Source organism: Dyadobacter sp. AC419, from assembly GCF_979253085.1.
Window position 1 is genome coordinate 230,887 of record NZ_CEEDCD010000022.1, and the last position, 21,913, is coordinate 252,799.

A 21,913-nucleotide genomic window follows, 5' to 3' on the forward strand; every position below is an offset into this window, starting at 1 on the left:
GACACAAAAAAGGCGGCTGAATGTTCAGCCGCCTTAGATAGTTATGCATGGTGTGAAGTCAAATCTTTATTTCTTGATAGTGAAGTTTCCACCACCAATTTTGTATCCTTCTGCATACAATTCAACATTGTATTTTCCAGGACGGAACTGAGAACTGTTATCATATAGAAGCTCAACTTTCTGGTTGTTGTTCTGATATGCAACTGACTCACGTGTTGTGAATTTTGATGGCGCACCGTCCACTTCAAATTCTCCTGATCCTGTTGCATCGTCTGCTACAACTGCTCCTTCTGGGTCAAGCACACGAACATAAATGTCTTTTGATTCTTGTGCTGTCAACTCATTTTCAGGAAGTGTGAAGACCATTTTGATTTTGTCAACACGACTCGCTTTGTATTCTTCTTTATCTTTCACCTTACCTCTTGAATTAACAGTAAGGATTTTCAGATTCGCAGCTTTCAATGCAGCAGCTTTTGTTACTTTGTCGCTAAGCTCTTTGTTTGCAGCAGTGAATGTTGACCGAGTAGTAAGTTCAGCCTGACGTTGCACTAGTTTTTCACGTTCGCTGGTCAATGATCCAACGTGTGTGCTCAAAGAGTCGTTAGATGCTACCAGATGCTCGTTTTCAAGTTTCAATTGAGCAATCATTTCGTCTTTTTCTACCAAGAGCCCTCGTATTCCTTGATTTTGCCAAGATATTTGTTCGTCTCAACTTTCTTGCTTCTGCTGAAAGCCAATTTATCTGCTTCCAGTTTCTCTTTAACCTTTGTAAGCTCCGTAACATCTCCGCCTAATTTTTCAATTTCAGCGATTTTCGCGTCTAATACTGTCGAAATAGAGTCTAATTTAGTTTTGGTAACCGCCAATTCTCTGGCTTTCTCAACCACCATTGTTTCCTGCTGGGTCAACTCGTTTTTCTGAGTTGTAAACAAGTAGCCAAACATGGCTGTTGCAAGCCCAAGGACAACAACCATTGCCCAGGCTATACTTTGCTTATTTTTCTGTTCTTGTTGCATTGAATTAGAGAATTTATGTGATTTAGTTTACATGTGACAGGTTAAAGATTAATCCGGGTCTACATGGTATTTGGTTACAAAAACTCTAATTCTGTGCCGTTATCGCCAATGTCCATCAAAATCCGTTTTCATTTTTGAATCATTTTATACAAATAATACCAAAAAAGAGCCTCAGCGATTAACTGAGGCTCTTTTCAATTTGAGATATGAATGGCGTAAAATAAAGGCTAAACGGCGGTAAGGCGACGTTACTATTTGAAAATTGGGTAATGTTTACCCAATTTATGGCGTAACGAAACAACTGAAATTCATTTCACAACCCCGCTATAATCCTATTTTTGCTGTAATATTGAAAGACTTAGGATCCATGAATATCAATTTTTGAAATCCGTTGATCGAGTAATTTGATATGCCTAGGAGATTATTCTTACACGTACAATTCAGTTCGATGTTTTTGTGTGATTTGTTCTTCATCCTGTTCTCTGATTGTATAACGGCCTTAACCTGCACAGGCTGCTGGGTTGCGCAGTCTCTGATCATCAAATAGCGAACGGGCAAATTCTGTCCCGCCTTCATTTTGTATTCAAAAAGGGTCGAATCGCCTTTAACAACCGTATAACTTTTGTTGTAAGCAGGCTTGTTAATGTCGGCTTGTGCAAAGAGCTCTAATTCCTTTTTCCAATCAATTGACTTTTCTTGCTGACTTTCCTTTTGCCATTTAAGCTCACTGTTTTTGACACTTTCGGCTTGGTCTCATTCAGATATATGATCTGGTTATCGATAAACCCTTTCAGATCATAGTAGACTTTGGCTCATCACTGACTGTCTCGGGATTATTACATGCACTTAACGAAATGCTGACAATGGTAATCAGCAAGAGGGAATGTAACAGTGAAGATTTGATGCAAAGTCCTTTCAAAATAGCACGCATTGCAATGTAAGCTTGGTCTTAAATGATCGATTAAAAAAAACAGAGAGCCCGTAATGGACTCTCTGAAGCAACATCGTTGTGACTGGTTTAGTTTATAAAATACTAACGCCGGTCATTTCCGCTGGTTGCGGAATTCCCATTAATTCCAAAATCGTTGGCGCAATGTCAGCCAGTTTGCCATCTTTGATCGGGTTTTGGTAATTGTTATCAACCAAAACACACGGAACAAGATTAAGCGAATGTGCTGTGTTCGGCGAACCGTCATCATTTAACATATAATCCGAATTTCCGTGATCTGCGATAATGATAGCTGAATAACCATGCTCCAACCCAGTTGTAACCACCGCCTGAACACATTGATCAACGACTTCGCATGCCTTAACAGCCGCTTCAAAAACGCCTGTATGCCCAACCATATCAGGGTTAGCGAAATTCAGACAAACGAAATCAACTTCTTCCTTGATCAACTCGGGAACAATCGAATCTCTGATTCCAAATGCAGACATTTCCGGTTGAAGATCGTATGTTGCAACCTTAGGTGAAGGGCATAGCAACCGACTTTCGCCCTCAAACGGCTTTTCGCGACCACCTGAAAAAGAAGAATGTCACGTGCGGATATTTCTCTGTTTCAGCAATGCGGATCTGCTTTGTACCTGCAGCTTCCAGCACTTCGCCTAACGTATTGTTCAGATTGTCCTTATCAAAAATTACGTCAACGCCTTGATACGTATCATCATAATTGGTCATTGTGATGTAACGCAGGTTGAGCTTGTGCATGTTTTGTTCATGAAAATCTTGCTGGGTCAAAACCTCAGTGATTTCTCTTCCACGATCCGTCCGGGAGTTGAAACAAAGCACCACGTCACCATCTTCTATCGACAGCAACTGGTGTTCCGTACGGATTTACCGCCACGATCGGCAGGATAAATTCGTCTGTAACACCTGTTTCGTATGACGCTTTTACGGCATTAAGAAGTTCACTTGGTGCAACGTGCGCACCTTCGCCATGCACCATTGCATCATATGCGAGCTTAACACGCTCCCAACGCTTATCACGGTCCATTGCGTAATAGCGGCCTGTAATGCTTGCAATTTGTCCGGTTGTCTGGTCCATTGCCTGCTGCAACTCGGTCAGGAACCCTAATCCGCTTCTCGGATCACAATCGCGTCCATCTGTAAAAGCATGAACGAAGACATTGGAAAGTCCTTTGTGAGCAGCGATTTTGCATAAGCCTTTTAAATGATCAATGTGCGAATGCACACCGCCATCTGAAACGAGGCCAATGAAATGGACTTTTTTACCATTCGTTTTGGCAAATTCCAATGCATTGGTCAAAACCGGTTCGATTACCAAGCGTTCCCTCTGTTACAGCAAGATTGATTTTTACCAAATCCTGATAAACAACACGGCCTGCGCCAAGGTTTGTATGGCCCACTTCTGAATTTCCCATTTGTCCGTCGGGAAGACCAACGGCTAATCCGCTTGCAGCAAGTTTGCTGTGCGGATATTTCTGGATAATGCTGTCGTAAAAAGGAGTGTTTGCAGCTAAAACAGCGGAACGGCTTTCTTCACCGGGTTGGGCGATGCCCCAGCCGTCCATGATTATAAGAATTACTTTTTTGCTCAAAATCTTAAAAATTTAAAATTATGCAGGGATACGTCTCAGGTTAATCTCGTTTTTTACTCTCGACGGGCTGATTATTTTCATCCACTATCACATATACTTCCTCATTAGGCCGGCGCATCATGAAATTTTCCCTAGCCCATTTTTCTAGCATTTTCGGGTTACCGAAAACTTCATTGCGCTCTTTCTTAACGTCTTTGATTTTGCCTAAAAGAATTTCTTTTTCCTGTTGCAGTTCTTTCATCTTCATGCGATTGGAGATCACAATGCGCATGTTGTTGTTATCAAGAAAAATAATCCAGACGAACCAGGCAAGAAACGTGGCTATATAGAAATTTTTGAGCGTTTGGATTGACCAGAATGATCCTTTTTTCATGATAAGGCCTTATACAGAAACCGGAGCGTAAAGCTCCGGTTTCAATGTTATAATCAGAATTTCAATCCTGGGAAGTATGCGTTTTCTCCAAGCTCCTCTTCGATGCGAAGCAATTGGTTGTATTTCGCCATACGGTCTGAACGGGAAGCAGAACCTGTTTTGATCTGTCCTGTGTTCAATGCAACTGCCAAGTCAGCAATTGTTGAGTCTTCTGTTTCACCGGAACGGTGCGACATAATGCTCTTATAACTGTTGCGTTTTGCAAGATTAACTGTGTCGATTGTTTCCGTCAACGAACCGATCTGGTTCACTTTAACAAGCACTGCATTTGCAATTTGAGACTCAATTCCTTGCTGTAAACGTGTTACGTTTGTTACGAACAAATCGTCACCAACCAACTGGATCTTCTTACCAACAGATTGCGTAAGCGTTGCCCAACCAGCCCAGTCGTCTTCATCCATACCATCTTCAATTGAAATGATCGGAGATTTAGCAACCCACTGCGTCCAGTAATCAGCCATTTCATCAGAGCTCAATTTGCGTCCGTCTGATTTTTTAAAGTGATACAATCCGTCTTCATAGAATTCAGAAACAGCAGCGTCCATTGCGATGAAAATATCTTCACCTGGCTTGTAGCCCGCTTTTTCAATTGCTTGAATTACGATTTCGATCGCCTCTTCATTGGACTTAATGTTTGGAGCAAAACCACCTTCGTCACCAACGTTGGTAGAATATCCCTTGCTTTTCAAAACCGTTTTAAGCGTATGGAACACTTCAACGCCCATTCTCAATGATTGAGAGAATGTATCTGCTTTCGCAGGCATGATCATGAATTCCTGAAAATCAATAGAATTATCCGCGTGGCTTCCACCATTCAAGATATTCATCATTGGAACCGGCAAAGTGTTTGCGTTCGTTCCGCCAACATAACGGTAAAGTGGAAGATTTGCTTCCTGAGCAGCAGCTTTTGCGGCAGCCAAAGAAACACCTAGAATTGCGTTTGCGCCTAACTTCGCTTTGTTAGGAGTTCCGTCCAATTCCAGCATGATTTTATCAATCAGATTTTGCTCAAATACTGAACATCCGATTAATTCAGGGAAAATAATATCGTTGACATTCTCAACGGCTTTCAAAACTCCTTTTCCTACGTAAACACTTTTATCGTCATCACGAAGTTCAACGGCCTCATGCTTTCCGGTGGAAGCCCCAGACGGAACAGCAGCGCGTCCTAAATAACCATTTTCGGTACGAATATCTACTTCTATTGTTGGGTTTCCTCTTGAATCCAGAATTTGTCTTGCATGTACTGATTGAATCGTACGCATTGGAAGTGCAGGTTGCGGTTTGATTAAAAATAGAAATATGTTAACGATACAAAATAACACAAAAAAATCCTCTGCATTACAGAGGATTTCGATATTTTCAGCTTGCGCTTAACAATTTAATGAATTCATCAAATAGATATCTCGAATCGTGCGGACCAGGTGAAGCTTCTGGGTGATACTGCACTGAGAATGCAGGATAATCCTTTCTGCGAATTCCCTCGATTGTCTTATCATTCAAATTGACGTGGGTGATTTCAATATCCGGATGATTTTGGATCTTCGTCCTGGATTAACCGCAAAACCATGATTTTGGGAGGTTATTTCGCAGAAACCGGTGATCAGATTCTTAACCGGGTGATTCAGTCCTCTGTGCCCGTGATGCATTTTGTAAGTGTTGATACCGCTTGACAAGGCTAGAAGCTGGTGTCCGAGACAGATCCCGAAAAGCGGCTTACTCGTTTTGATCATTTGATTAACACTTTCAACTGCATACACACAATTGCAGCAGGATCGCCAGGACCATTCGATATAAAAGAAGCCATCCGGTTCCCAGGCCATCACCTCTTCAAACGGTGTTTTAGCTGGGAATGCTTTGCAGTAGCAACCACGTGAGGTCAGATTTTGCAGTATGCTTTTCTTAATTCCATAATCCATTACTGCGATCTTCCATTTGCTTCCCCGCTTCCTCACCAACGTAAGTAAGCACTTTCTGTGGTCACTTCTGATGACAATTCAAGCCCATCCATGGAAGGGATCTTTCTCAGTTCTTCCATCAAAAGCTTCTTATCCAAAATTTCAGACGAAATGATTGCATTCATCACACCTTTTTGTCTTACGTGACGCACAAGGTGTCTGGTGTCAACATTGCTTACGCCTACGATATGCGCTCTTTCAAAATATTCCTGCAAGGAAAAGTCAGCCGTATCTCTCGAATAAATCTGTGAAAATGTGTTACACACCATTCCGCGGATTTTGACAGAAGCTGATTCTTCTTCGTCTTCGAGCTGAACTCCATAGTTCCCTATGTGGGAATTGGTGTTGACAATGATTTGACCATAATAGGAAGGATCCGTATAAATCTCCTGATAGCCCGTCATTCCCGTGTTAAAACAAATTTCTCCGCCGGTGGTTCCGCTCATTCCCAGAGCTAGTCCCCTATAAGCTGTTCCATCTTCCAGTAATAACAGAGCTTCCTTTTTCTGACCCATTTTTATTGTTGAATGTTTTATGCTGTTAATGTTTTGGCAAATAGCTTGCCATATGTCAATCGCGGTGCAAAATTATAAAATTTTACCCATAAAAAAAGGGTTAAACGAAACGTTCAACCCTTTTCCATATATTCTTAATGATTATCCAAGATTATTCCTTTACTGGGGATTCTGGTGAATCATTGTTTTCAGCAGCTTCGTCGTTGGTTGCCGCTGGTTCGTCAGCAACAGGTTCCGCCTCAGCAACTACTGGATGATCTTCTTTCTTCACAGGAGCAGCAACAGCCACTTCTGATCCTTCTTTCTTACCACCTCTTCTGCTACGTCTTGTTTTTGCAGGTTTGTCAGCATTTGCAAGAAGCAATGCGTCGTTGAAGTCTACAAGTTCGATAAGCGCAGTTTCAGCAGCATCACCAAGTCGGTTTCCAAGTTTGATGATCCGGGTGTAACCTCCTGGACGAGATGCAATTTTGTCAGAAACAACACCAAAAAGCTCTTTTGTAGACTCTTTGTCATTCAAATAAGAAAATACAACCCTTCTGTTGTGGGTAGAATCTTCTTTTGCGCGGGTTAGCAAAGGCTCAACGTATTTACGAAGTTCTTTTGCTTTCGCTAGTGTTGTTTCAATTCTTTTGTGGATAATCAATGAAGAAGCCATGTTTGATAGCATCGCTTTGCGGTGAGATGCTGTTCTTCCCAAATGATTATCTTTCTTACCGTGTCTCATTGTTTTGTTGTTTAGTTGCTTCGAGCGGCGGCTAGCGCGCTACAGAATCATACTTATTATGGAATATTTAATTAATCCTCGTCCAAACGATATTTTGCAACATCCATTCCAAACGTAAGTTGTTTGTCAGCTACAAGCTGCTCCAACTCAGTCAATGATTTTTTACCAAAGTTGCGGAATTTCATCATGTCCGAAATCTCCAATCTTACTAAATCACCAAGGGACTTAACATCAGCAGATTTCAAGCAGTTGTATGCACGCACAGAAAGATCTAATTCAGACAATGAAGTCTTCAATAGTTTTCTCATGCGCAACATTTCCTCATCAACCTGGTTATCTTCTTCTGCTTTCTGTTTCTCAAACGTCATTGTTTGATCAGAGAACAGCATAAAGTGTTGAATCAGAAATATTTGCAGCACCTTTCAACGCATCTTCCGGGTGGATTGAACCATCCGTCTGAATGTCGATCAAAAGACGTTCGTAGTCAGTACGTTGTTCTACACGTGTATTTTCAACACTGTATTTTACATTCTTAATAGGTGTATAGATAGAATCCACAGCGATGTATCCGAACGGCAACTCATTTGCACGTGGCTCATCTGCTGGAACGTATCCTCTTCCTTTGTCCAAAAGCAGTTCCATTTCGAACTCTTTCTGGTCATCAATATGGCAAATAACCTGATCTGGATTCAATACTTCAAATGCATTGGTAAACTTGCCAATGTCGCCTGCTGTAATAACAGATACATTTTTAAGGTTAACCACGATCCTGCTTTCATTCAGATCAGAAACTTTTTTAAAACGAACCATTTTAAGGTTCAGGATGATTTCTGTTACATCCTCAACTATACCTTCGATAGAAGAAAACTCATGAAGAACACCAGGGAACTTCACGCTCGTAATGGCATAGCCTTCCAAAGATGAAAGAAGTATTCTACGTAATGCATTACCAATGGTTACGCCGTATCCTTTCTCTAAAGGCTTAAACTCAAACAACCCGTGAAAGTCGTCTGCTTTTTCCATGACGACCTTATCAGGCATTTGGAAAGCTAATATTGACATAGTCCTTGCTCCTTTTATAGTAGTAAATGATAGTTGATCACGCTACCGTTACCTTTGCGATCGCAAAATTGCCGTTTCCGGCTAAAAAGCACGCCTGGTAAACTAGGCGTGCTGTAATGTGAAGATTATTTAGAATACAACTCAACGATAAGCTGTTCGTTGATGTTTTCTGGGATTTGCTCGCGTTCCGGGAAAGTAACAAACTTACCGGTCAATTGCTGACCATCCCACTCCAACCAGTTGAACCCTTTTGAACTGTGACCAGCCAAACTTTCGGAAACTGATTCAAGAGACTTGGATTTCTCACGAACCGTAACGATTTGACCAGGACGTAGAGAATAAGAAGGAATATTTACAATCTCACCATCAACAAGGATGTGTTTGTGAGAAACGAGCTGGCGTGCAGCACGTCTTGTAGGAGCGATACCCAAACGATAAACTGTGTTATCAAGGCGGGCCTCGCAGTATTTCAATAGGTTTTCACCAGTGATACCTTCTTTAACAGAAGCTTTCTCGAAAAGGTTACGGAATTGTCTTTCAAGAATACCGTAAATGAATTTCACCTTTTGCTTTTCCATCAACTGTAAAGCATACTCAGATTTTTTTGAGCGGCGACCCTTTCCATGAACTCCTGGAGGGTAATTTTTCTTAGCAAGCGCTTTGCTCGGGCCCATGATGGGTTCTCCGTAACGTCTTGCGATCTTTGATTTGGGACCTGTATAACGTGCCATTAAAAACTTTTTGTTTTACTTAAATTTATTGAAAACCATTCTGTAACCCCAGTGTCCAAATTACGAATGGGCCTTAAATGAGATACTAGACTCTCCGACGTTTTGGAGGACGGCAACCGTTGTGCGGAAGCGGAGTAATATCTCTAATTGTCGTTACTTCGATTCCAGCATTCTGAATCGTACGAATCGCAGACTCGCGACCGGATCCAGGACCCTTAACGAACACCTCAGCCTTACGCATGCCTAAGTCAAATGCCACTTGTGCACAGCTTTGAGCAGCAGTTTGTGCTGCGTATGGAGTGTTCTTTTTAGAACCGCGGAATCCCATTTTACCAGCAGAATCCCCAAGAAATTACTTGGCCGTTGTTGTTGGTAATGGAGATGATAATATTATTAAAGGAAGCTTTGATGTGTACCTGGCCTACCGACTCAACTACAACAACCCTCTTTTTTGCTTTATCTTTTCTTTTATTTTGTGCCATTGCTTATGGAATAAGATGTGGTGTCACCCACCGCTCACTGATTATTTAGTAGCCTTTTTCTTGTTCGCGATCGTTTTACGTTTACCCTTACGAGTACGAGAGTTATTCTTTGTTCTCTGTCCACGTAATGGCAATCCTTTACGATGACGAAGACCTCTATAACAAGCGATGTCCATTAAGCGCTTAATGCTAAGTTGCACTTCTGATTTAAGTGCACCTTCTACTTTATATTCACCCGCTATAACCGCACGAACCGCACCAGACTCTTCATCGTTCCAGTCAATCACCTTTTTATTGATGTCAACTCCTGCTTTTTCTAGAATTTTTTTCGCTGAACTGCGACCAATTCCGAAAATATAAGTTAGTGAGATTTCGCCCCTTTTACGGTCGGGAATATCAACTCCTGAAATACGTGCCATAATGATTAACCTTGTCTTTGTTTATACCGTGGGTTCTTCTTGTTAATAACATACACTTTACCCTTTCGGCGTATAACCTTGCAGTCCTCACTGCGCTTCTTTACTGATGCTTTGACTTTCATCTCGAAATGTTACTTGTTGTTAATAATGAGGTGGTCTTCTCCTTATTTATACCGGTATGTAATTCTTGCCTTTGATAAGTCGTAAGGAGACATTTCCAACTTAACACGGTCACCGGGTAATATTTTTATATAGTGCATTCTCATCTTTCCGGAAATATGCGCAATTACTTCATGCTTGTTTTCTAAAACTACACGGAACATTGCATTGGAAAGCGCTTCTAAAATAACTCCGTCTTGTTCGATTGATGCTTGTTTTGCCATTCGTAGCTTTAATTACTTAACTTCAACCATAAGGCTGGTATTGGCCGTCACTTTTTCTATGTGTTCGAATGTTGTCAGAATTTCCGCTTTACCTTTGCGAACAACTACTGTATGTTCAAAGTGTGCCGAGTATTTCCTATCTGTCGTTCTGATCGTCCAACCGTCTCGTTCCTGCATCACCGTCTTCACTCCCAAATTGATCATTGGCTCAATTGCCAAAACCATTCCTTCTTTTAAACGAATTCCCTTACCACGTTTGCCGTAGTTAGGGACCTCTGGACTTTCATGAAGATCTCGCCCGACACCGTGGCCTACAAGTTCTCGAACAACAGTGTAACCCTTGTCTTCAACATAGTTTTGGACTGCAAAACCTATGTCACCTACTCTTAATCCATCTACCGCTTGTTCAATCCCTTTGTATAAGGATTTCTTAGTAGCGGTCAACAAGTTCATCACTTCCGAACTAACTTCACCTACCGGATAAGTGTAAGCGCTATCACTGTGAAAACCATTCAATTTGACACCGCAATCGATAGAAACGATATCGCCTTCTTTAACTGCATAGTTTCCAGGAATGCCATGAACAACAACTTCGTTCACAGATATACACAATGACGCAGGAAACTTATTAAATCCCTTAAAAGAAGGGATACCTCCATTATCTCTTATATATTCCTCAGCGACGGCGTCTAATTTTTGAGTCGTAACACCAGGTTTTATCCAAAGCGCAACTTCTGCATGAGCCTTACCCAAAACCTGGGCACTTTTCTTAATCAGCTCAATCTCTTCTTCCGTCTTTAAATAAATCATTACACTAATTAAATAGCAACGCTCTCCGTTCTTCCTTTCACGCGACCTGACTTCATCAGGCCTTCATACCTGCGCATTAACAGATAACTTTCAACTTGCTGCAAAGTATCTAGAACAACTCCAACCATAATTAACAGAGATGTTCCCCCGAAAAAGTGAGCAAAATCTGTTGAGACCCCTAGCAAGCTAGCAAAGGCAGGCAATGTTGCAACAATAGCAAGCATTATAGAGCCAGGGAATGTAATACGATCCAAAATGGAGCTTATGTACTCCGAAGTTTGCTGTCCAGGTTTAACACCTGGAATAAAACCTCCACCCCTTTTCATATCATCAGCAATCTGTTGCGGGTTAACCGAAATCGCAGTGTAAAAGAATGTGAAAACAATGATTAGAAAAGCAAACAACAAGTTATACTGCCATGTCGTGTAGTTCGCAAAAATTGTAGCGACATTACTCGCGAAATCACTCTTCTCCGCAAAGTAAGATGCGCCCAATGAAGGGATGAACATCAACGCTTGCGCAAAAATGATTGGCATTACGCCAGCTGCATTAAGTTTTAACGGCAAATATTGACGTTGCCCTCCCATAACTCTGTTGCCTACAACCTGCTTCGCATACTGAATCGGAATACGTCTTACAGCTTGCGTTAACATGACTGCACCCATTATTACAAAATAAAGTGCAACGATCTAAAGTACAAATAGCAAGATACCTCCACTTCCACGAGACACGAATTCTTTATAAATAGCACCAGGAAATCTTGAAACGATACCGATCATTATCAACATCGAAATACCATTTCCAATCCCCTTATCTGTAATTCTCTCGCCCAACCACATGCAGAACATTGTTCCAGCGGTCAAAACGAAAACAGATGAGATAGAAAAAAGACTTCTGGAAACTAATAAAGCTTCATCCGGCACAGTTGTGTTCAGATAAGCCGTTCCCTGTACCAGCGTAACAACAATTGTCGATACGCGTGTAATTTGATTTAGTTTCTTCCTTCCAGACTCTCCTTCTTTTTGCATCTTCTGAAAATACGGCAAAGCCATAGTAAGAAGTTGAATTGCAATAGAAGCTGAAATATAGGGCATAATGCCCAGCGCAAAAATAGACGCCTTACTGAATGCGCCTCCCAAGAAGGTATCCAACAAACCCAGCAATCCCTGAGTGGAAACGTTCATTTGATCCGGCTCAACGCCAGGCAAAGCCACGTAAGACCCCAAACGGAAAATCGTTATAAACAAAAGAGTGTTGAGAATACGTGTTCTCAACTCTTCAATTGCAAATATGTGTTTTATAGTCTCTAAAAATCGTTTCATGTCGTGGGCTTACAATAGCTATTTGTAATAAACAACTTGTGTTTAACTCAAACAGCTAAACTACAATTTAACTACCTTGCCTCCAGCTTTTTCAATCGATTCGATAGCAGCAGTTGAAAAAGCATTCGCTTGAACTTCAACAGCCGATGAAATCTGACCTCTATTTAGGATTTTAACCAAATCCTTTTTTGCAGATAATCCATTCTCACGGATCAAATCCAAAGTGATCAACGATGCACCTGTCTTTTCAGCTAATGCTTGAATTGCGTCGAGATTAAGTGCTTTGTATTCTACCCGGTTAATATTATTAAATCCGAATTTTGGAAGACGTCTTTGAAGAGGCATCTGACCACCTTCAAATCCAACCTTGCGACTGTAACCCGAACGGGATTGAGCTCCTTTATGTCCACGTGCAGAAGTGCCTCCTTTTCCAGAGCCCTGACCACGTCCAACCCTCTTTCCTGTCTTAACAGAGCCAGCAGCTGGTTTTAACGAACTAAGATTCATACTTTAATATATGTTAAATTTCCTCTACTTTAACCAGATGACTTACCTTGCGGATCATGCCCGCAATGGCGTCGCTATTCTCCTTCTCAACTGATCTGTTCAACTTCCCAAGACCAAGAGCCTTAATAGTAAGTTTCTGCCTTTCGGGACGATCAATCGTGCTTTTAACTTGTGTAATACGTACTTTTGACATGGTCACTTCAGGATAAGGGGACAATCCAACGGATTATCCATTGAATACTTTGTCTAACTTAACTCCACGCTGGAATGCTACTTGATGCGGCGCTCTCATTTTAAGAAGCGCATCAATTGTAGCCTTAATAACATTGTGTGGGTTAGATGAGCCTTTTAGATTTTGCAAGTACATCCTTAATGCCCGCACTCTCAGTACCGCACGCATTGGACCACCAGCAAGAACTCCTGTTCCGGGAGCAGCTGGCTTGATCAGCACGAATCCTCCGCTAAACTTTCCTTCCATTTGATGTGGGACAGTATGCTTAAGCATTGGAATCTGAATCAAATTCTTTTTAGCGTCATCGATTCCCTTCGCTATCGCGTCAGTAACCTCATTTGCTTTGCCCAAGCCGTATCCAACAACTCCATTTCCGTCACCTACAACAACGATGGCCGAAAAGCTAAAACGACGACCACCTTTTACCACTTTTGCTACCCGATTGATTGCTACAACGCGCTCTTTCAAGTCAGATTCGTTAACCTTTGAAGGTTTTGTATTTGTAGACATAGTCTTTGTTATACTTAGAATTTCAGGCCACCCTCGCGAGCTCCTTCGGCCAATGCTTTTACTTTACCGTGGTACAAGTATCCATTTCTGTCAAATACGACCGCTTGTATACCTGCTTCTTGCGCCTTCTCGGCAATCTTTTTACCAACTTGAAGGGCCGTCTCTATGTTAGAGTTCTCTTTCCTTCCTCCTAAATCGACTGATGATGCACTAGCAAGTGTAACACCATTGATGTCATCTATGATCTGCGCATAAATACTGGTGTTAGAGCGAAAAACTGATAGTCTTGGGCGCTCAGAACTACCTTTCACCTTCTTGCGAATGTGATATTTAAGGCGTTGTCTTCTATCTACTTTTGCGGTAGCCATTTTTAACTTGTCTTACTTGTTATAAACTAATTCCGTGACTTACTACTTTTTAGAAGCAGATTTTCCAGCCTTACGACGAACAACCTCACCAACGAAACGAATACCTTTACCTTTGTAAGGCTCAACCTTACGCAGCGATTTGATTTTCGCAGCTACGGAACCAATAAGTTCCTTATCAATGCCTTCTAAAATAACTTTCGGATTTTGTCCTTTTTCGGAAGTAGTTGTAAGCTTAATTTCCTCCGGAATAGCCATAAAAATATTGTGAGAATAACCTAGCTGAAGTTCAAGTACATTATTCGCTGCACTTGCCTTATATCCAACCCCAATAATCTCCAACTCCTTTTTATATCCTGCATCTACACCGATAACCATATTGTTTATCAATGATCGGTACAAACCGTGTAGTGCTTTATGACGCTTTTGTTCAGTTGGACGGCTTACTTTCAATTCGCTTCCTTCGATTTCAACACTGATATCGCTGTCAACAACTTGCGTAAGTGTTCCTTTTGGTCCTTTAACCGACACCACATTACCTTCTGCAACTGACACAGAAACGCTTGAAGGCAAAACGATAATTTTATTTCCTATACGTGACATTTCCTGAATAACTTTTAAATATTAATACACGAAACATAACACTTCTCCACCCACATTAAGCGTCTTAGCTTCCTTGTCAGTCATAACTCCTTTTGAAGTCGAAATGATGACAGTTCCTAATCCACCCAAACGCGTGGCAGCGTTGATGAACCTGAATATTTACGAAGTCCAGGCTTACTAACCCTCTCCAATTTCACAATTGCAGATTGCTTTGTCACAGGATTGTATTTCAAAGCTATTTTGATTACACCCTGAGGACCTACTTCGTCAAATTTATAACTCTGAATATACCCTTTATCAAAAAGTACTTTAGTTATTTCTTTTTTTATGTTGGATGCAGGTATCTCAACAACCCTGTGCTTCGCTTTGATAGCGTTTCTGAGTCTCGTCAGATAATCTGCTATGGGATCCGTTAACATTTTTATGCCTAGTTTAAACACCCCTTTGAAACGGGAGTGCAAAGTTAAGTAATTGAAATCAGAATTGAAAGTATTCTTACCAACTTGATTTTGTAACACCCGGAATCTTGCCGTCAGACGCCATATCCCGGAACAGAACTCTGGAAATTCCGAACTTCCGCATGTAACCCCGAGGCCTTCCCGTGATTTTGCACCTATTATGTAGACGAACAGGAGAAGAGTTACGTGGTAATTTATCCAAACCAACCCAGTCACCAGCAGCTTTTAATTTTGTACGCTTTTCAGCAAATTTAGCTACAAGTGCCTCTCTTTTTCTCTCCCGTGCTTTAACTGATTCTTTTGCCATTGTCGGTAAATATCTTATATTAAGAATTATCCTTGTTTGTTCGCATTTGTAAATGGCATACCAAGTGCCTTCAACAACTCATAACTTTCTTCGTCAGAATTAGTTGAAGTAACAAATGTGATATCCATACCGGTAATTTTATTTACCTTTTCTATACTAATCTCAGGGAAAATGATTTGTTCTTTAACACCGAACGTATAATTTCCACGTCCGTCAAATCCTTTGTCACTGATACCTTTGAAGTCCCTTACACGAGGCATTGCAATTGCAGTCAAACGATCAAGAAACTCATACATACGATCGCCACGAAGTGTAACCTTTGCTCCAATCGGCATGTTTTCACGCAACTTGAAGTTAGAAACTGCTTTCTTAGAAATTGTTGCGATTGCCTTTTGACCCGTGATCTGGCTCAATTCTTCAACGCCAGTATCAACCAATTTTTTGTCTGCCACCGCTGCACCAATTCCTTTATTGATAACTATCTTAGTCAAACGAGGAACCTGCATTACTGACTTATACTGAAACTTATCTTTCAGCTGCGAAACAACTTCGCTTACATACTTTTCTTTTAATCTCGGCTGTGCCATCTTTTTGAAGATATTATTGTGGATTACCGACCCACCGTTTATATTCAATTCCAGGTTCTAAACGAACAAGGAATTATAAAATATTTCCTGTCTTTTTCGAAAAACGCTGAAGCTTTCCTTTGTCATCTGCCTTGCGACCAGTCTTGGTTGCTTCGCCAGTTTTAGGATCAACCACCATTAGGTTACTAATATGAATTGCACCTTCACGCTTTTCAATGCTTCCTTGTGGAGTTTGTGCATTAGGCTTAACGTGCTTGGTAATCATGTTAACGCCTTCAACAACAGCTCTAAGCTTCTCAATGTCCACTTTCTTGATAACACCAGTTTCGCCTTTTGCATTGCCTGAAATTACCTTTACAGTATCTCCAGTGCGAATGTGCAACTTAGCTGGTGCCTTTTTATTTTTGCTTTCCATTTTAGATATTCTCTTATCAGTTCAAAGAAATACTAGAAGTCTCGATTTCTTACAACACCTCAGGTGCCAATGAAACGATCTTCATGAATTGCTTTTCGCGCAATTCCCTTGCAACCGGTCCAAAGATACGAGTACCACGAGGCTCGTCATTGTTGTTTAACAAAACAGCTGCATTATCTTCAAATCTGATGTAGGTTCCATCTTTACGGCGTACTTCTTTTTTTGTACGAACCACAACGGCTTTTGAAACCGTTCCTTTTTCATATTGCTCGAAGAAAGAGCTGATTTTACTGTTACGACGATTTTATCGCCTACTGAGGCATAGCGTTTGCCAGTTCCACCAAGTACACGAATTACGAGTACTTCCTTCGCTCCACTGTTGTCTGCTACCGACAGTCTTGATTCTTGCTGTACCATTGTTACTTAGCTCTTTCAAGGATTTCTACTAATCTCCAACGCTTATTCTTACTAAGCGGACGTGTTTCCATCACGCGGATCGTATCACCGATTCCAACCTGATTGGTTTCGTCATGCACCATAAGCTTGGTAGTTTTAGTCATAAACTTACCATACTTGGCATGCTTCACTTTACGCTCCACAGTGATCACGCAGGATTTCTCCATTTTGTTGCTCACTACTTTGCCAACTCTTTCTTTACGTAAATTTCTTTCTGTTGCCTCCATAATTTCTAAACTGATTTACTGTTGGTTACTTTTAGCCGACAGCTCGGTTAAGAGTTTTGCAATTTCCTTACGCGAGGTACGAATACGCAAAGGGTTTTCAATTGGTGAAATCGCATGAGCGAATTTCAATCGCAATAAGCGCTCCCGCTCCTGAGCAATCTGCTCTTTAAGCTGATCTTGCGACAGATCTTTTATTTCTTTACTAGTCATTGCTTTAAATAATTAGCGTTCTTAATAACATTCGGGTTAATTCGCTTCCTGATAATCCCGACGTACAACGAACTTGGTTTTAATTGGCAACTTTTGTGCAGCCAAACGCAATGCTTCGTTAGCGGTATCTAATGTAACACCAGTTGCTTCGAAGATGATTGTTCCTGGCTTAACCGGCGCAACCCAATATTCAGGAGCTCCTTTACCTTTACCCATACGAACTTCCGCTGGCTTCTTAGTAATTGGCTTGTCAGGGAAAACACGAATCCATACCTGGCCTTCACGTTTCATAGCACGTGTTACTGAAATACGTGCAGCTTCGATTTGACGAGCAGTCAACCAACCTGGTTCAAGCGCTTTAATAGCAAAAGAACCAAATGCGATTTCATGTCCGCGAGTAGCCAAACCATTGTATGAGCCCTTGCCTTTTTGTTGCTTGCGAAATTTTGTCCTTTTCGGCTGTAACATGATCTTAATCTATTTGAACCGGTGCATTACCGGAAAATGTCGGATTACTTCTTCTTATTCCTATTGTTGTTGTTGCCACCGCCGCTGTTGTTGCGTTTGCGACGATCTGCTTCACTTCCGCCGCCACCGCCTTCTCCACGAGGTGCTCCACCATCACGACCACCGCCTCTGCGATCTCTTCCGCCACGATCATTTCCACCACGGTCGTTTCCGCCTGATGCGCTTCTTTCAGCACGATCAGATGCAGCTGTTGCAGCACTTGGTGTCAAATCTCTCTTACCGTAAAGCTCTCCTTTGAAGATCCAAACTTTAATACCGATTTTACCGTAGATTGTTTGTGCTTCTGAGATTGCGTAATCGATATCAGCTCTCAAAGTGTGAAGTGGAATTCTTCCTTCTTTATATTCCTCAGTACGAGCCATTTCAGCACCACCAAGACGACCAGCAAGACGAATTTTAATTCCTTGTGTTCCAACCCGCATTGCTGAAGCGATTGATTGCTTCATTGCTCTACGATATGAAATACGAGCTTGAAGTTGTTGAGCGATTGCCTCGCCTACCAATTTCGCATCGATCTCAGGACGTTTGATCTCATAAATGTTGATCTGAACGTCTTTTCCTGTGATCTTTTTAAGCTCTTCTTTGATTTTATCAACTTCGCTACCACCTTTTCCAATTACAATACCCGGACGAGCAGTGTGGATTGTCAATGTGATACGTTTCAATGTTCTTTCAATAACTACTTTTGAGATCGACCCTTTTGGGATACGTGCTTTGATGTAGTTACGGATTTTCTCGTCTTCAACTAATTTATCAGAGAAGTCTTTTCCTCCATACCAACTTGACTCCCATCCTCTAACAATTCCTAGTCTCAGACCTATAGGATTAACCTTTTGTCCCATTCGATATAGATCGTTTTACTTATGATTCGGTGATTACTGATTCTTTGTCTGCGCTTGCGATAGAAGCAGAAGCATCGTCAATCACAATTGTGATGTGATTCGAACGCTTACGGATTCTATGTGCTCTTCCTTGCGGTGCAGGGCGCAAACGCTTTAACATACGTCCACCGTCAATAAATACGGTTTTGACAATAAGATCAGCGTCTTCCAGCTTCGCATCTTCATTCAGTTGTTGCCAGTTAGCAACTGCAGAAAAGCAAAACTTTATGCAAAACCGGTGAAGAAGCTCTCGGTTGAAACTTTAATAGTGCCAACGCCTTGCTGACCTTTTGTCCGCGAATCATGTCGGCTACTAACCTCATTTTGCGAGGAGAAGTAGGCACATCTTTTAATATAGCTCTTGCTTCCATGTTCTTTCAGATATAGGCTCGTTCCTGTGACAGAACCAGCTATCGTCGACTAATTATTTTCTACCTTTATCTTTTTTAGCTGTGTGGCCACGGAAGTTACGTGTAGGAGAAAACTCTCCCAGTTTGTGACCAACCATATTTTCAGTTACATACACAGGAATGAACTTGTTTCCGTTATGCACTGCGAATGTATGCCCGATAAAATCCGGCGATATCATTGAGCGTCGTGACCAGGTTTTGATTACTGATTTCCGAGAGGCGCTGTTCATCACAGTCACTTTGTTCTCAAGACGAAAATCGATATATGGTCCTTTTTTTAATGAGCGTGCCATGTTATACTATTATTTTTTACGACGGCTGATAATCAATTTCTCAGAATGCTTGTTGCGATCACGAGTCTTAAGTCCCTTAGAGAACTGTCCGTTTCTTGATCTAGGCTGGCCCCCTGATGAGCGACCTTCACCACCACCCATTGGGTGATCGACTGGGTTCATTGCAACACCACGAACACGTGGACGGCGACCTAACCAGCGACGACGACCTGCTTTCCCTAATGCAACATTCATATGACTTGCATTAGAAACTGTTCCAACTGTTGCGATACAAGTAGAAAGTATCATACGCATTTCGCCAGATGGCATCTTCAATACCGCGTATTTTCCTTCTCTCGCAACAAGCTGAGCATAAGCTCCGGCGCTACGTGCAAACTGACCACCTTTACCAGGAGTCAACTCGATATTGTGAACGATTGTACCAATTGGCATAGAACCTAATGGAAGCGCATTACCAACTTCCGGTGCTACTGAACTACCTGAAACAATTACTTGTCCCACCTTAAGTCCGTTTGGAGCAATCACATATCTTTTTTCTTCATCTTCAAACTGCACCAACGCAATACGCGCTGAACGGTTTGGATCGTATTCGATTGAAATTACTGTGGCCGGTGCATCGAAACGATTTCTTTTGAAATCAATTACACGATACTTTCTTTTATGCCCGCCACCTATATGTCGCATGGTCCTGTGTCCCTGGCTATTACGACCACCTGTTCTCTTGATGGTTTCCAGAAGACTCTTTTCAGGTTTCGCCGTTGTGATCTCCTCGAATGTAGGAGCGGAGCGGAAACGCTGACCAGCACTTGTCGGTTTTAATTTTTTAACTGCCATTTGCTATTAACTCGTCAAAGATTTGAATCGCTCAACTATTCTTATGCTTCACCGTAGATATCGATGATTTCACCTTCAGCTACTGTTACAATAGCCTTTTTGATAGTTGAAGTTTTTCCACTTACAAACTTACCACCCGATGTACGGGATTTGCTTTTTCCAATGCTGCGCATTGTATGAACGCTTTCTACGGTAACCCCGAACAGTTTCTCAATAGCCTTTTTGATCTCTACTTTATTAGAAGTAAGGGACACTTCGAAGGCATATTTTCCTTGACCACCCTGAGCCGTTACCTTTTCGGTTATAATCGGACGTTTCAGTACACTCATGATTATTTGTTCAATTGGGTTTCCAAAATAGACAGAGCAGATTCACTTATCAAAAGACGGTCTGCATACATCAGGTCATACGTGTTGACCGCGTCCACTGTCGTAACTTTTGCTTTTGGAATGTTACGGCTTGACAGATATACATTGCTGTCAACAGATGGAAGAATAAGAAGTGTTTTGGTGTTCACTAATGCAAGTGAATTCAAAACATTCAAATAAGATTTAGTTTTTGGCGCATCAAATGAAAATGCTTCAAGAACTGAAATCGAATCAGATTTCGCTTTTGCAGAGAAAGCTGACTTACGAGCCAAAACTTTAACTTTTCTATTGATCTTAAAACCGTAGTCACGAGGTCTTGGACCGAAAATACGACCACCACCTACAAACACCGGAGATTTAATGCTACCAGCACGAGCTCCACCAGTTCCTTTTTGTTTCTTGATCTTACGTGTAGAGTGATTAATCTCTGCACGTTCTTTTGATTTGTGTGTTCCCTGACGTTGGTTAGCCAAGTATAACTTCACATCGAGATAGATCGCGTGCGTATTAGGTTCGATGCCAAAAATTTCTTCAGACACACTTACCTTCTTGCCGGTATCTTCTCCTTTTATATTTAATACGGACAGTTCCATCGGTGCTATTTCTCAATGATTAGAAATGAATTCTTTGAACCAGGTACTGAGCCACTAACAACCAGAAGGTTCTGCTCAGGGATCACTTTCAGAATACGTAAATTCTGAATTTTTACACGATTGTTACCCATGCGTCCACCCATGCGAATGCCTTTAAATACACGTGATGGGAATGAACAAGCACCAATCGAACCTGGGTGACGCGCTCTGTTGTGCTGACCGTGAGTCTGACCACCTACCCCTGCGAATCCATGGCGTTTTACAACACCTTGAAAACCGCGGCCTTTGGCAGAACCAACTACGTCAACAAACTCGCCTTCTTCAAAGATATCCGTAACAGATAATGAAGTTCCAAGTTCATGTTCCACTTCGAATTCCTTAAACTCAACCACTTTTTGTTTGGGAGTTGTACCGGCTTTCTTGAAGTGGCCAATCATAGGCTGGGAAGAACTTTTCTCTTTCTTTTCACCAAAACCTAACTGAATAGCTTTATAGCCATCCTTTTCTTCGGACCTAACTTGTGTAACAACACAAGGACCAGCTTGAATTACAGTACATGCCAGAGCCTGCCCGTCAGCATTGTACAAACTAGTCATTCCGATTTTCTTACCAATTAAACCAGACATGTTTTGAAATTAAAATTAGCAGGTAAAGACCCTTATTCTTTAAAACGGACTGCAAAGGTAGGAAATCAAATTCCCTTATCCAACAG

At 41.5% G+C, this 21,913-nt stretch carries 30 protein-coding genes and 7 pseudogenes; all 37 read right to left on the reverse strand.

The annotated features are described in order from the left end of the window. Positions 1-66: 66 nt before the first annotated feature. The 37 genes and pseudogenes from AC0IYG_RS19930 to rplC all read right to left on the reverse strand — a co-directional run bounded on the left by AC0IYG_RS19930 (position 67) and on the right by rplC (position 21,827). Positions 67-666 (reverse strand): hypothetical protein, encoded by a 600-nt coding sequence (locus AC0IYG_RS19930; protein WP_471712838.1) that lies wholly within the window; start codon positions 664-666, stop codon positions 67-69. Next, positions 660-1,016: a hypothetical protein gene (locus AC0IYG_RS19935; protein WP_471712839.1), complete on the reverse strand. Its 357-nt coding sequence runs from the start codon at positions 1,014-1,016 to the stop codon at positions 660-662. Before AC0IYG_RS19935 ends, AC0IYG_RS19930 begins: the two co-directional genes overlap by 7 nt. Positions 1,017-2,039: 1,023 nt before the next feature. Continuing rightward, a pseudogene (gene gpmI / locus AC0IYG_RS19940) lies at positions 2,040-3,575 on the reverse strand (2,3-bisphosphoglycerate-independent phosphoglycerate mutase). A 40-nt stretch (positions 3,576-3,615) separates the two neighbouring features. Further along, positions 3,616-3,948, reverse strand: a complete 333-nt coding sequence (locus AC0IYG_RS19945) for an FtsB family cell division protein (protein ID WP_471712840.1) — start codon at positions 3,946-3,948, stop codon at positions 3,616-3,618. A 53-nt stretch (positions 3,949-4,001) separates the two neighbouring features. After that, the gene (gene eno / locus AC0IYG_RS19950) at positions 4,002-5,273 is read right to left on the reverse strand and encodes a phosphopyruvate hydratase (protein ID WP_471712841.1); all 1,272 of its coding nucleotides are present in this window, start codon (positions 5,271-5,273) and stop codon (positions 4,002-4,004) included. 97 nt (positions 5,274-5,370) lie between these two features. Beyond that, a complete protein-coding gene (locus AC0IYG_RS19955; protein WP_471712842.1) occupies positions 5,371-5,511 on the reverse strand; it encodes a glutamine amidotransferase-related protein in 141 nt (46 codons plus the stop codon). Continuing rightward, on the reverse strand, positions 5,508-5,963 hold the full coding sequence (locus AC0IYG_RS19960) for a glutamine amidotransferase-related protein (RefSeq protein WP_471712887.1): 456 nt from the start codon (positions 5,961-5,963) through the stop codon (positions 5,508-5,510). The genes AC0IYG_RS19955 and AC0IYG_RS19960 overlap by 4 nt, the downstream gene beginning before the upstream one ends. After that, the gene (locus tag AC0IYG_RS19965) at positions 5,960-6,481 is read right to left on the reverse strand and encodes a carbamoyl-phosphate synthase domain-containing protein (RefSeq protein WP_471712843.1); all 522 of its coding nucleotides are present in this window, start codon (positions 6,479-6,481) and stop codon (positions 5,960-5,962) included. Before AC0IYG_RS19965 ends, AC0IYG_RS19960 begins: the two co-directional genes overlap by 4 nt. Before the next feature lie 151 nt (positions 6,482-6,632). After that, positions 6,633-7,208: a 50S ribosomal protein L17 gene (gene rplQ / locus AC0IYG_RS19970; protein WP_471712844.1), complete on the reverse strand. Its 576-nt coding sequence runs from the start codon at positions 7,206-7,208 to the stop codon at positions 6,633-6,635. A 71-nt stretch (positions 7,209-7,279) separates the two neighbouring features. Next, positions 7,280-8,270: pseudogene (locus AC0IYG_RS19975) on the reverse strand (DNA-directed RNA polymerase subunit alpha). A 125-nt stretch (positions 8,271-8,395) separates the two neighbouring features. Beyond that, the gene (gene rpsD, locus AC0IYG_RS19980; RefSeq protein WP_026631250.1) at positions 8,396-9,001 is read right to left on the reverse strand and encodes a 30S ribosomal protein S4; all 606 of its coding nucleotides are present in this window, start codon (positions 8,999-9,001) and stop codon (positions 8,396-8,398) included. An 85-nt stretch (positions 9,002-9,086) separates the two neighbouring features. Then, positions 9,087-9,483, reverse strand: a pseudogene (rpsK, locus tag AC0IYG_RS19985) (30S ribosomal protein S11). A gap of 41 nt (positions 9,484-9,524) precedes the next feature. After that, positions 9,525-9,902 carry a 30S ribosomal protein S13 gene (rpsM, locus tag AC0IYG_RS19990; RefSeq protein ID WP_026631248.1) on the reverse strand — a complete coding sequence of 126 codons (378 nt, stop codon included), beginning with the start codon at positions 9,900-9,902 and terminating at the stop codon, positions 9,525-9,527. A gap of 5 nt (positions 9,903-9,907) precedes the next feature. Then, positions 9,908-10,024, reverse strand: coding sequence for a type B 50S ribosomal protein L36 (gene ykgO, locus AC0IYG_RS19995; protein ID WP_015813811.1), 117 nt, complete (start codon positions 10,022-10,024; stop codon positions 9,908-9,910). Between the two features lie 42 nt (positions 10,025-10,066). After that, positions 10,067-10,285: a translation initiation factor IF-1 gene (gene infA, locus AC0IYG_RS20000; RefSeq protein WP_015813810.1), complete on the reverse strand. Its 219-nt coding sequence runs from the start codon at positions 10,283-10,285 to the stop codon at positions 10,067-10,069. A 12-nt stretch (positions 10,286-10,297) separates the two neighbouring features. Further along, positions 10,298-11,095: a type I methionyl aminopeptidase gene (map, locus tag AC0IYG_RS20005; protein WP_471712845.1), complete on the reverse strand. Its 798-nt coding sequence runs from the start codon at positions 11,093-11,095 to the stop codon at positions 10,298-10,300. Between the two features lie 8 nt (positions 11,096-11,103). Further along, a pseudogene (gene secY, locus AC0IYG_RS20010) lies at positions 11,104-12,417 on the reverse strand (preprotein translocase subunit SecY). A 60-nt stretch (positions 12,418-12,477) separates the two neighbouring features. After that, positions 12,478-12,924, reverse strand: coding sequence for a 50S ribosomal protein L15 (gene rplO, locus AC0IYG_RS20015; RefSeq protein WP_471712846.1), 447 nt, complete (start codon positions 12,922-12,924; stop codon positions 12,478-12,480). A 13-nt stretch (positions 12,925-12,937) separates the two neighbouring features. Next, a complete protein-coding gene (rpmD, locus tag AC0IYG_RS20020; protein WP_031528736.1) occupies positions 12,938-13,117 on the reverse strand; it encodes a 50S ribosomal protein L30 in 180 nt (59 codons plus the stop codon). 33 nt (positions 13,118-13,150) lie between these two features. Then, the gene (gene rpsE, locus AC0IYG_RS20025; RefSeq protein ID WP_471712847.1) at positions 13,151-13,666 is read right to left on the reverse strand and encodes a 30S ribosomal protein S5; all 516 of its coding nucleotides are present in this window, start codon (positions 13,664-13,666) and stop codon (positions 13,151-13,153) included. 14 nt (positions 13,667-13,680) lie between these two features. Further along, positions 13,681-14,034 (reverse strand): 50S ribosomal protein L18, encoded by a 354-nt coding sequence (rplR, locus tag AC0IYG_RS20030; protein WP_471712848.1) that lies wholly within the window; start codon positions 14,032-14,034, stop codon positions 13,681-13,683. A gap of 42 nt (positions 14,035-14,076) precedes the next feature. Then, positions 14,077-14,634 (reverse strand): 50S ribosomal protein L6, encoded by a 558-nt coding sequence (gene rplF, locus AC0IYG_RS20035; RefSeq protein WP_471712849.1) that lies wholly within the window; start codon positions 14,632-14,634, stop codon positions 14,077-14,079. A gap of 21 nt (positions 14,635-14,655) precedes the next feature. Then, positions 14,656-15,053: pseudogene (gene rpsH, locus AC0IYG_RS20040) on the reverse strand (30S ribosomal protein S8). Between the two features lie 76 nt (positions 15,054-15,129). Continuing rightward, positions 15,130-15,399 (reverse strand): 30S ribosomal protein S14, encoded by a 270-nt coding sequence (gene rpsN, locus AC0IYG_RS20045; RefSeq protein ID WP_082217004.1) that lies wholly within the window; start codon positions 15,397-15,399, stop codon positions 15,130-15,132. 26 nt (positions 15,400-15,425) lie between these two features. Continuing rightward, positions 15,426-15,986 carry a 50S ribosomal protein L5 gene (rplE, locus tag AC0IYG_RS20050; protein WP_026631239.1) on the reverse strand — a complete coding sequence of 187 codons (561 nt, stop codon included), beginning with the start codon at positions 15,984-15,986 and terminating at the stop codon, positions 15,426-15,428. Between the two features lie 73 nt (positions 15,987-16,059). Continuing rightward, positions 16,060-16,401 (reverse strand): 50S ribosomal protein L24, encoded by a 342-nt coding sequence (rplX, locus tag AC0IYG_RS20055; protein WP_471712850.1) that lies wholly within the window; start codon positions 16,399-16,401, stop codon positions 16,060-16,062. 49 nt (positions 16,402-16,450) lie between these two features. Beyond that, a pseudogene (gene rplN, locus AC0IYG_RS20060) lies at positions 16,451-16,818 on the reverse strand (50S ribosomal protein L14). A gap of 2 nt (positions 16,819-16,820) precedes the next feature. Beyond that, positions 16,821-17,084: a 30S ribosomal protein S17 gene (gene rpsQ / locus AC0IYG_RS20065; RefSeq protein ID WP_082217005.1), complete on the reverse strand. Its 264-nt coding sequence runs from the start codon at positions 17,082-17,084 to the stop codon at positions 16,821-16,823. Positions 17,085-17,099: 15 nt separating this feature from the next. Then, entirely contained in the window at positions 17,100-17,294 is a 195-nt protein-coding gene (gene rpmC, locus AC0IYG_RS20070) for a 50S ribosomal protein L29 (protein ID WP_026631235.1), read from the reverse strand. 36 nt (positions 17,295-17,330) lie between these two features. Further along, complete coding sequence (rplP, locus tag AC0IYG_RS20075; protein ID WP_026631234.1) at positions 17,331-17,762, reverse strand: 50S ribosomal protein L16; 432 nt, start codon at positions 17,760-17,762, stop codon at positions 17,331-17,333. A 44-nt stretch (positions 17,763-17,806) separates the two neighbouring features. After that, positions 17,807-18,664 carry a 30S ribosomal protein S3 gene (gene rpsC, locus AC0IYG_RS20080; RefSeq protein ID WP_082217006.1) on the reverse strand — a complete coding sequence of 286 codons (858 nt, stop codon included), beginning with the start codon at positions 18,662-18,664 and terminating at the stop codon, positions 17,807-17,809. 19 nt (positions 18,665-18,683) lie between these two features. Next, a pseudogene (gene rplV, locus AC0IYG_RS20085) lies at positions 18,684-19,074 on the reverse strand (50S ribosomal protein L22). Positions 19,075-19,127: 53 nt separating this feature from the next. After that, positions 19,128-19,406 (reverse strand): 30S ribosomal protein S19, encoded by a 279-nt coding sequence (rpsS, locus tag AC0IYG_RS20090; protein ID WP_026631233.1) that lies wholly within the window; start codon positions 19,404-19,406, stop codon positions 19,128-19,130. Positions 19,407-19,415: 9 nt separating this feature from the next. Beyond that, positions 19,416-20,240 (reverse strand): 50S ribosomal protein L2, encoded by an 825-nt coding sequence (rplB, locus tag AC0IYG_RS20095; RefSeq protein ID WP_026631232.1) that lies wholly within the window; start codon positions 20,238-20,240, stop codon positions 19,416-19,418. A 41-nt stretch (positions 20,241-20,281) separates the two neighbouring features. Then, a complete protein-coding gene (gene rplW / locus AC0IYG_RS20100; protein ID WP_025764313.1) occupies positions 20,282-20,569 on the reverse strand; it encodes a 50S ribosomal protein L23 in 288 nt (95 codons plus the stop codon). A gap of 2 nt (positions 20,570-20,571) precedes the next feature. Beyond that, positions 20,572-21,201, reverse strand: a complete 630-nt coding sequence (gene rplD, locus AC0IYG_RS20105) for a 50S ribosomal protein L4 (protein WP_471712851.1) — start codon at positions 21,199-21,201, stop codon at positions 20,572-20,574. Between the two features lie 5 nt (positions 21,202-21,206). Then, complete coding sequence (rplC, locus tag AC0IYG_RS20110) at positions 21,207-21,827, reverse strand: 50S ribosomal protein L3 (RefSeq protein WP_026631229.1); 621 nt, start codon at positions 21,825-21,827, stop codon at positions 21,207-21,209. Positions 21,828-21,913: the final 86 nt, after the last annotated feature.

Coding starts and splice junctions, on each gene's coding strand:
- rpsD (WP_026631250.1), bottom strand. CDS start 9,001: ATGGCACGTTATACAGGTCCCAAATCAAAGATCGCAAGACGTTACGGA.
- rpsS (WP_026631233.1), bottom strand. CDS start 19,406: ATGGCACGCTCATTAAAAAAAGGACCATATATCGATTTTCGTCTTGAG.
- rpsC (WP_082217006.1), bottom strand. CDS start 18,664: ATGGGACAAAAGGTTAATCCTATAGGTCTGAGACTAGGAATTGTTAGA.
- rplB (WP_026631232.1), bottom strand. CDS start 20,240: ATGGCAGTTAAAAAATTAAAACCGACAAGTGCTGGTCAGCGTTTCCGC.
- rplF (WP_471712849.1), bottom strand. CDS start 14,634: ATGTCACGTATAGGAAATAAAATTATCGTTTTGCCTTCAAGCGTTTCT.
- rpmC (WP_026631235.1), bottom strand. CDS start 17,294: ATGACTAGTAAAGAAATAAAAGATCTGTCGCAAGATCAGCTTAAAGAG.
- rpsQ (WP_082217005.1), bottom strand. CDS start 17,084: ATGGAGGCAACAGAAAGAAATTTACGTAAAGAAAGAGTTGGCAAAGTA.
- rpmD (WP_031528736.1), bottom strand. CDS start 13,117: ATGTCAAAAGTACGTATTACACAAGTTAAAAGCACGATTGATCGTCCC.
- rplC (WP_026631229.1), bottom strand. CDS start 21,827: ATGTCTGGTTTAATTGGTAAGAAAATCGGAATGACTAGTTTGTACAAT.
- rplD (WP_471712851.1), bottom strand. CDS start 21,201: ATGGAACTGTCCGTATTAAATATAAAAGGAGAAGATACCGGCAAGAAG.
- rpsN (WP_082217004.1), bottom strand. CDS start 15,399: ATGGCAAAAGAATCAGTTAAAGCACGGGAGAGAAAAAGAGAGGCACTT.
- AC0IYG_RS19965 (WP_471712843.1), bottom strand. CDS start 6,481: ATGGGTCAGAAAAAGGAAGCTCTGTTATTACTGGAAGATGGAACAGCT.
- infA (WP_015813810.1), bottom strand. CDS start 10,285: ATGGCAAAACAAGCATCAATCGAACAAGACGGAGTTATTTTAGAAGCG.
- rplQ (WP_471712844.1), bottom strand. CDS start 7,208: ATGAGACACGGTAAGAAAGATAATCATTTGGGAAGAACAGCATCTCAC.
- AC0IYG_RS19935 (WP_471712839.1), bottom strand. CDS start 1,016: ATGCAACAAGAACAGAAAAATAAGCAAAGTATAGCCTGGGCAATGGTT.
- map (WP_471712845.1), bottom strand. CDS start 11,095: ATGATTTATTTAAAGACGGAAGAAGAGATTGAGCTGATTAAGAAAAGT.
- ykgO (WP_015813811.1), bottom strand. CDS start 10,024: ATGAAAGTCAAAGCATCAGTAAAGAAGCGCAGTGAGGACTGCAAGGTT.
- rpsE (WP_471712847.1), bottom strand. CDS start 13,666: ATGTCTACAAATACAAAACCTTCAAAGGTTAACGAATCTGACTTGAAA.
- rplP (WP_026631234.1), bottom strand. CDS start 17,762: ATGTTACAGCCGAAAAGGACAAAATTTCGCAAGCAACAAAAAGGCAAG.
- rplW (WP_025764313.1), bottom strand. CDS start 20,569: ATGAGTGTACTGAAACGTCCGATTATAACCGAAAAGGTAACGGCTCAG.
- rpsM (WP_026631248.1), bottom strand. CDS start 9,902: ATGGCACGTATTTCAGGAGTTGATATTCCCGACCGTAAAAGGGGCGAA.
- rplE (WP_026631239.1), bottom strand. CDS start 15,986: ATGGCACAGCCGAGATTAAAAGAAAAGTATGTAAGCGAAGTTGTTTCG.
- rplO (WP_471712846.1), bottom strand. CDS start 12,924: ATGAATCTTAGTTCGTTAAAACCAGCTGCTGGCTCTGTTAAGACAGGA.
- eno (WP_471712841.1), bottom strand. CDS start 5,273: ATGCGTACGATTCAATCAGTACATGCAAGACAAATTCTGGATTCAAGA.
- rplX (WP_471712850.1), bottom strand. CDS start 16,401: ATGGAAAGCAAAAATAAAAAGGCACCAGCTAAGTTGCACATTCGCACT.
- AC0IYG_RS19945 (WP_471712840.1), bottom strand. CDS start 3,948: ATGAAAAAAGGATCATTCTGGTCAATCCAAACGCTCAAAAATTTCTAT.
- rplR (WP_471712848.1), bottom strand. CDS start 14,034: ATGGCTACCGCAAAAGTAGATAGAAGACAACGCCTTAAATATCACATT.